Origin of the sequence: Adlercreutzia muris, from assembly GCF_041223505.1 — a bacterium.
Lineage (GTDB): Bacteria > Actinomycetota > Coriobacteriia > Coriobacteriales > Eggerthellaceae > Adlercreutzia > Adlercreutzia muris.
On record NZ_JBCLQK010000004.1, the window covers coordinates 248,390 to 255,839 of the forward strand.

General features: G+C 66.8%; 5 protein-coding genes, 1 tRNA gene and 1 pseudogene. 6 read left to right on the forward strand and 1 reads right to left on the reverse strand.

What is annotated here, in order from left to right; translation table 11 throughout:
* The first annotated feature begins 5 nt into the window (after positions 1-5).
* The 6 genes from AAK988_RS05805 (at position 6) to AAK988_RS05830 (ending at position 7,067) form a co-directional block, all read left to right on the forward strand.
* Positions 6-1,622, forward strand: coding sequence for an FAD-dependent oxidoreductase (locus AAK988_RS05805; RefSeq protein ID WP_369873419.1), 1,617 nt, complete (start codon positions 6-8; stop codon positions 1,620-1,622).
* 343 nt (positions 1,623-1,965) lie between these two features.
* Positions 1,966-3,120 (forward strand): ATP-grasp domain-containing protein, encoded by a 1,155-nt coding sequence (locus AAK988_RS05810; protein ID WP_369873418.1) that lies wholly within the window; start codon positions 1,966-1,968, stop codon positions 3,118-3,120.
* A gap of 262 nt (positions 3,121-3,382) precedes the next feature.
* Positions 3,383-5,008: a Spy0128 family protein gene (locus tag AAK988_RS05815; protein WP_369873417.1), complete on the forward strand. Its 1,626-nt coding sequence runs from the start codon at positions 3,383-3,385 to the stop codon at positions 5,006-5,008.
* A gap of 269 nt (positions 5,009-5,277) precedes the next feature.
* Positions 5,278-6,420, forward strand: a complete 1,143-nt coding sequence (locus AAK988_RS05820; RefSeq protein WP_242369243.1) for a lysylphosphatidylglycerol synthase transmembrane domain-containing protein — start codon at positions 5,278-5,280, stop codon at positions 6,418-6,420.
* Positions 6,395-6,871: a PaaI family thioesterase gene (locus tag AAK988_RS05825; protein WP_369880488.1), complete on the forward strand. Its 477-nt coding sequence runs from the start codon at positions 6,395-6,397 to the stop codon at positions 6,869-6,871. Before AAK988_RS05820 ends, AAK988_RS05825 begins: the two co-directional genes overlap by 26 nt.
* A gap of 119 nt (positions 6,872-6,990) precedes the next feature.
* Positions 6,991-7,067: transfer RNA gene (locus AAK988_RS05830), tRNA-Pro, on the forward strand.
* 203 nt (positions 7,068-7,270) lie between these two features.
* Here AAK988_RS05830 and AAK988_RS05835 read toward each other — a convergent pair.
* Positions 7,271-7,450, reverse strand: a pseudogene (locus AAK988_RS05835) (IS256 family transposase); the annotation flags it as partial.

The window sequence follows — 7,450 nt, forward strand, 5'->3', positions numbered from 1 at the left end:
ATGGAATGTTCAAGATCGGCGGCCTGGCCGCCGCGGGCCTCGGTGGGGCCGCCCTGCTGGGCGCCTGCTCCCCGGCTGGCAACGAGGCCGGCGCCGCTGCCACCGAGACGGCGACGACCGGCACCACCACGGTGGCCGGCCATACCCGCGAGGGCCTGCCGAGCTTTTTGGCCGCCCCCGAGCCCATTACCGATGTCGCCGACACCAAGGACTTCGATATCGTGATCGTGGGCGCCGGTGCCGCTGGCGTACCCGCGGCCATCACCGCCCGCGAGGCCGGTGCCACCGTGGCCCTCATCCAGAAGGAGGCCACGGCCATCTCCCAGGGCAACACCGCCACGGGTATTCTGCTGGACACCTCCGATGAGGCCGGCGTGGAGGCCGTGGTGTCCCGCCTGCTGAAGGACCACCAGTACCGCGGCAAGCGCGAGCAGGTGGAGCTGTGGGCCAAGAACTCCGGCGAGGCTGTCAAGTGGATGCTCGACCTGGCCACCGCCGAGGGCGCCCAGGTGTCCGACACCACCATGAAGTGGACCGCCGCCATCAAGGAAGTGAACGGCTATCCTGTGGACTACCTGTCCATCGACTTCGGCCCGAAGCCCTACAACACCGGCGACGGCATGCAGGTGCTCGCCGACTACGCAGCGGCGCAGGGCGTCGAGATCTTCTACAATACCGAGGCCAAGCAGCTCGTGGGCGACGCGGCCGGCGTGACCGGCGTCATCGCCGAGGGCCCCGACGGCATCGTGCAGTTCAACGCTTCCAAGGGCGTTATCCTGGCCACGGGCGACTACCAGAACGACGACGACATGATGGCCTACTACCTGCCCGATTTGGCCAACCTCGGTCGCAAGCAGATGAACAAGACCGGCGACGGCCACAAGATGGCCGTGTGGGCCGGCGGCGCCATCGAGGACATCACCCACACCAAGATGCTCCACGACTTCGACGGCGGCCCGGGCTCCATGGCCGACATGCCCTTCCTGGCCGTGAAGACCGACGGTACCCGCTTCTGCGACGAGACGCTGGGCATGTCCCTCATGAACAACTTCCTGCGCAGCGAGGCCGACCAGGGCGACTACAACCAGACCTTCGACAGCAACTACATGACCGCCGCTGCCGAATGGCCGGGCAAGCTGTTCGATCCCGAGGCCATCAAGGTCTACATGCCCGAGGAGGACGTGGAGAAGGTCGGCGTCTTCGAGGACCAGATCGGCACCTACAAGGCCGACACCCTGGAGGAGCTCGCCAGCAAGCTCGGCATCACCGACACCGCTGCCTTCGTGAAGAGCGTCGAGCGCTACAACGAGTGCGTCGCCGCCGGCAAGGACCTGGACTTTGGCAAGGAGGGCAAGTGGCTCACGGCCATTGACACGCCGCCCTTCTATGGCATCCACCGTCACGTGCGCGTATCCGCCGTTGTGTCCGGCGTGAACGTGGGCCCGAACATGGAGGTGCTGGCCGCTGAGACCGGCGAGCCCATCCCGGGTCTGTTCGCCATCGGCAATACTGCCGGCAACTTCTACGGCGGCGTGGACTACTCCATGTACATGCCGGGCCTCTCGCTGGGCCGCGCCCACACCCAGGGCTACGTCACCGGCAAGTACGTCGCCAGCCTGTAAGTCGCAGCGTTCCGGCCGATCTTGCAGGGTCGGCCGGGAATGCCGGCTCCTGACGCAGGCTCGCGTCGCCTCCGGTGCGACGTTGCACAGTGCTATTCCCTCCCTTTGCGAGAAACGCGCCCCCATCCTCCCAGGGGGGCGCGTTTCCCGTTTTCGGAGCCGAAGGCGGGTGCTCCGCAGGGGTACGGGGCCGACGCGGCGGCAAGGCATGGCCCTTGCCATGTGAGATCGGTGGGGCTTCTCTGCGGGCTCTGGTTTCCCGCTAGGTGCCGCTGGCGGCTATAATGGGGTCTGCGCATTCGCTTGAAGGTCGCCGTGGCGACCTCGCTTCAAAGGAGTTTCCATGATCATCATCGATGCCCCCTACGCCTCGGCACCCCTGCTTGACTACATCGAGGAATCGCAGCATCCAGTGCTCGCCAACGATTTCTCGCGGTCGCTGGCCGATGTGCGGTCGCTGAACCTGGTGGACGATGCCGAGGCCGTCCGGCGCCTGGAGGCGGGGGAGCGGGTGTACACCAATTCCGAGAACGCCCTGGCATGGATCATGGATCATGTGGATAATCCGGGGCTCACCGAGGCCATTGCGCTGTTCAAGGACAAGGCGCTCATGCGCGAGAAGCTGGCCGCGCTGAACCCGGGTCTGTTCTATGCCACAGCGACCCGCGACGAGCTGGATGCCGTGAACGTGGACGATCTGCCCCTGCCCGTGGTGCTGAAGCCCTCGGTGGGTTTCTGCTCTATGGGGGTCTATGTGATCGAGGAGCCCGACGATTGGGCCTGTGCCGTGGCCGACATCGCCCGGCGCGAGGACGGCTGGCACGAGCGCTACCCGGAAAGCGTGGTGGGCGGCGATGTATACATTATCGAGGGCTTCATTGGCGGCGTGGAATACGCCCTGGACTGCTATTTCGACGAGGAGGGCGCGCCGCATCTGCTGAACGTCCTGCGCCACGATTTCGCCGGACCTGAGGACACCTCCGATCGCATGTACCTCACCGACGAGGCCATCGTGAACGAGATGGGGCCCCGCTTTTTGGCATGGCTTGGGGCCGTGAACGCCATCGTGGGCGCCCGCAACATTCCCGTGCACGTGGAGGTGCGGGTGGACGGCGACGTTATCGCCCCCATCGAGTTCAACCCCCTGCGCTTTGCTGGTCTCGGCGGCACCGATGTGGCCTACTTCGGCGTGGGCCTGCGCACCTACGAGGCGTTCCTGGAAAACGAGAAGGTGGATCTGGCCGCTCTGTACGGGGCCCATCCCGGCCGCGTGTTCTCCATGTCGCTGCTGAACCCGGCGCCCGAGGCCGACCTGGCGGCTCCCTTCGACCACGACGCCCTGCTGGCCCGCTGCTCCCATGTGCTGTCCTACCACCGCTTCGACCCCGAGACCGTGGGATTCTACGGCTTCCTCTTCCTGGATACGGGAGCCGACGAGGCGGGGGCGGCCGAGCGCGATTGGCTTTTGCGCAGCGATCTCATGGAATTCGTCGGCTAGGTTGCGCCCATCATAGCGTGGTGACCCGCATTGCGCGCTCGTTGCGATGCGGGTCACCTGCCACTTACGGGGGGATGACGGACCGCGAACAAAGCCCGTTCCCTCGGCGGCGGGCGCGGGCCAGCCCCTATGCTAAGAGGGCGTGGATCCCTGATTGCCACGCGTTCTGAGCGAGAAAGGGCGGGTGATCGCCATGGTGGGGAACGGGGAGAGGCCGACGGGCCGGTGGCGGCGCACAGCGGCTTGGATCTTGGCGGCTCTCATGGTAAGCGTTGTCGGACTGATGGCGGCCCCCGTGGCCTTCGCCGAGGAAGCCGATGGGCTGCCGGGGCGCTTCGGGGTGCCCTTGACCGCTGCGGCCGCGGGAAGCCAACCCGAGCCCGTCTCGTTCGCTATTTCCGGCATGAAGTACCTGGAAGGCCGGCCCTTGGCGGCCGGAGAATTCTCCTTCCGCCTGGCGGGGGCGGGCGTGGCTTCCATACCGGCGGGGTCGAATCTGCCGCGACAGCTGCGCTCCGCAACCCTCTCGGAAGCCGAGAAGTACGAGCTCGTGGCCCATGGCGATCTGACGTACTATCCCGAGAACGATCAGCCGATGCCCGCCTCGGCTCTGGCCCAGAATAACGCCGAGGGCGCCGTGACCTTCGGCTCGCTTGCCTTCGACAGCGCGTTGCTCGGGAAGACGGCCACTGAGCGCTCCGCGGGCCGGGTGTTCTGCTATACCGTCGCCGAGCAGGTGCCGCGCAATCCTGACGGCTCTCTCAAGGACGGCGTGACCCGCGATGAGCGCGGCCGCTATGTCTACCAGGGCGTCACCTACGACGACAGCGTGAAGCGCATCTACCTGTACGTGTACCAGACCGCCGATGCGGGCGGCAGTCCGGTGTTGGCAGTGCTGCCCCTGGGCGACGCCGCGTTCGATGGTCGGCCGGCCAAACCTACTTCGGGGGCGGGGCAAGGCTTCCTCAACGTCTTCAACGGGGCCGTGCTCGATCGCTTCGATGGCGCCGTCCTCCTGGACGGCGAGGCCATCTCGGCCGGTGAATTTACCTTCTCCGTGAGGGAAGTGGCCGAGGACGGCACCATCATCGACAGCGGCACGGTGCCCTGCGCCGCTGCGGCGAACGGGTCGGAGGGAGCGGGCGTGCGCCTGATCGACGGAGCGGTCTTCGATGGGCCCGGGCGGTTCTTCTACGCCGTGAAGCAGACGGGCGCCACTCGCTCGGCGCCGGCCGACGTGGTGCTCGACGAGAGCTCCTACATCATCACCGTGGAAGTGGCCGAGGGCAGCAACGGCGCGCTGGACGCCTCGGTCACCTACGTGCGGAAGAAGCCCGCGAACAGCGACCGCTGGCTGGATGTGGATCTGGATGCGCAGCCGAGCCCCGTGGTGTGGGAAAACCATCTGAAGGCCTCCGATGTGCCCGGTACTGATGTCCCGGCTGATCCCGATGAGGGAAGCGCGGGCGACCGGCCCGGCCAGTCGGGAGCCGAGGAGCCTTCGCCCGGGGGCGATGGCGACACGGGCACCGATGGGGACGGGCCGCACGGCGACCATCCTGGCACAGGGGCCTCCGGTGCGACTGGCAATGCCGGCGGGTCGTCCGACCAGTCTGGCGGTGCCGCGACCGACGGCACGGGCGAAGAGAGCTCCGGGACGGCTGACGCCAGCCCAGGCGCTGGTCAGAGCGCGGAGGGCGGGGCCGCGTCTTCGAGTCGCGGAAGGGCCTCGTCCGGTGTCGGGGTGCCGGCTCGGGGCGCGGCCCCGGCGGCCTTCGCCCAGACTGGCGACGATCTGGGGGTGCCCATGGTGATCGCGTGCGTTGTCGTGGTGGCGAGCGGCGCGGCCCTGGCCCTCTTGAGCCGCCGTCGCCCGCCGCGTTCCTAAGAAGGTGCCGACCTTGAAGAGAGCCCTGCTGCCCGTCGCGGGCATCGCGGCCGCCAACCCCGCTTTCGGCGCCGAAGCGGTGGCGCGAGATGGGGCCGTCGGCTTCCGTTGCCGCGGTGCGGGCCGTCGAAGCGGCCTCGGTGGGCTATAATCTGTCGGTGCCCCGAAAATGGCCGGGCGGTTCTTGGTACTGCGCGGCGCCGGGGCGAGGCCGATCCCGTCGCTGGCGCGGCGGGCGGCGCGAGAGAACCGAAAGGGAGGTGTGCTCCGTGCGTGGCAACTTGCAGAAGATCATGATCGGCGTCGTGGTCGTCATCGTGCTCGCCTTCGTGTTCTTTTCCGGCGATTCGCTCGTGAAGCTCGTCGAGACCATCAAACAGGGCACGCCGTTCTTCATCGGCGCGGCCGTGGTGGCCCAGGTGTGCAAGTACCTGGCCCAGGGCCGCGGCTTCCAAGCCTGCTTCAACACTGTCAACGGCCACATCAGCTATGGTACGGGGCTGTCGCTCGTGTTCGGCACCTTCTTCATGAATACCGTGGCGCCCTCCATGAATTTGGCGGGCACCTCGCTCGTTATGGCCACGGCCGCGAAGAACGGCATGCAGGCCGGCAAGGGCACGACGGCGGCTCTGCTCATGCAACTGTCCATCGATACCGGCTTCGTCATCATCATGCTCGTCACCTTCGGCGCCCTGTCTCTTACCGTGGGCCTTCAGCCGGGCTGGCTGGCCGTGGGGGCAGTGGCCATCGTGCTCGTGGGCGGTCTCGTGTTCGTCATCACCGTGGGCGGCCTGAAGCCGAATCTGGTGCTGAAGGTGCTGAGGCCCTTCGTGAAGCTGGCCGATTGGGTGCTCGCGAAGTTCAAGAAGGACCCCGTCGACGAGGCCGTTACCCGCACCATCCACAACTTCTCGAGCGCGGCGCACCTCATCACGAAGAATCCGAAGAAGACCGTGCAGTCGTTTCTGTGGACCACGCTGTCGAGCATCTGCGAGATGAGCTGCTTCGTGCTCGTGGGCTTCGCTTTCGGTGTCAACCATCCCGAGGCGCTCATCTGCGGGTATGTGGTGGCCACGCTCTTCGCCATGATCTCCTTCGTGCCCCAGGGCGTCGGCGTGGTGGAGGCGGCGGTCACCGTGGCCTTCGCCCTGTTCGGCATCGATTCGGCCACGGGGCTGGCCGTGGTCATGGTGTATCGCGGCATCGTGTTCTGGCTGCCCTTCCTCGTGGGTGCCTTCGTCATCCAGCGCATGAAGGCTTTCGCTCCGCCTGAGAAGGCCCGCACCCGCAAGCCCGTGCCCCTCGAGGAAGTGCGGGCCCGGGCCGCCGCGGCTCCGGTGTCGGACTCGGCGGCTGAGAGCGGTCTTCCGGGAAAGGAGGCCGCTGATGGAGGCGACGCTGCTGACCGGTAGGGCCGCCGAGGTGGCCCGCAAGCGGGAGGCCACGGGGCTGAACCATACGCTGGGCATCGTCATCACGGCGGCTACCACCGAGCAGGTGGAGGCGGTCATGCCCATCACGCCGGCCATCACCCAGCCCTTCGGCTTCGTGCACGGGGGCGCTACCATTGCCTTGTTGGAAACCGTGGCCTCGGCCGGTGGCGAGGTGGTCTGCGACGGGCAGAGCGAGCAGCCCTTCGGGGTGGAAGTGTGCGTGCGCCATCGGAAGAGCGGCAAGAGCGGCACCGTGCGCGGGGTGGCCACCCTGGCCGAGCGCGTGCCGTCGCGCCGAGCCGGCTACAAGCTCATCTGGAATGTGGCGGCCTACGACGACGAGGGCGATGTCATGAGCGACGGCCACGTCGTGGTGAAGGTGGTATCGAAGGCCTACCTCGCCGAGCGGGAGGCCGAGCGCGGCCGTTAGGGCCGGCATTGTGTCCGTCGCTCGAGCGCCCGTCGGGTTCTCGGACGCTCGCAACTTTTTCCTTGCATGACGGCACTTCTGTGGTATCATAGCGTTCGCTGTTCGCGAGAAGAGCATTTCGGGTTGTGGCTCAGTTTGGTAGAGCGCTGCGTTCGGGACGCAGAGGCCGCAGGTTCAAATCCTGTCAACCCGACCATGAAATTCAGGAGCCGGCTGTGTGCCGGCTCTTCTTGTATGCAAGGGGGTTAAGGCTCAAAAAGTGTGCTCTTAGCATTATTCACTGTCTGTACCGGGTTGGCATGTGGAACTCGTTCCAGTCGATGCCGGACCCGTATTCCTCGGGAGCCCCGTCACCCCGCTCGCGCTTGCCGGAAGCCGACGAGAACAGCCCGTCCACTTGGCCGTCCGTCGGCATGACCCGCAGGATCTCGGCCGGCGCCAGCGGCGACTCGGTGTGCACGTAGCACCACCAGAAGATCGCCTTGATGCGCCTGATCGTCGAGAGCCCCCGGTGCATCCGGAGCATCTCCCGCAGCCGGGCGTTGACCCCGCCCTCGATCATGTTGTTGGTGGAGGCCC

Coding starts and splice junctions, on each gene's coding strand:
- AAK988_RS05805 (WP_369873419.1), top strand. CDS start 6: ATGTTCAAGATCGGCGGCCTGGCCGCCGCGGGCCTCGGTGGGGCCGCC.
- AAK988_RS05810 (WP_369873418.1), top strand. CDS start 1,966: ATGATCATCATCGATGCCCCCTACGCCTCGGCACCCCTGCTTGACTAC.
- AAK988_RS05815 (WP_369873417.1), top strand. CDS start 3,383: ATGGTAAGCGTTGTCGGACTGATGGCGGCCCCCGTGGCCTTCGCCGAG.
- AAK988_RS05825 (WP_369880488.1), top strand. CDS start 6,395: ATGGAGGCGACGCTGCTGACCGGTAGGGCCGCCGAGGTGGCCCGCAAG.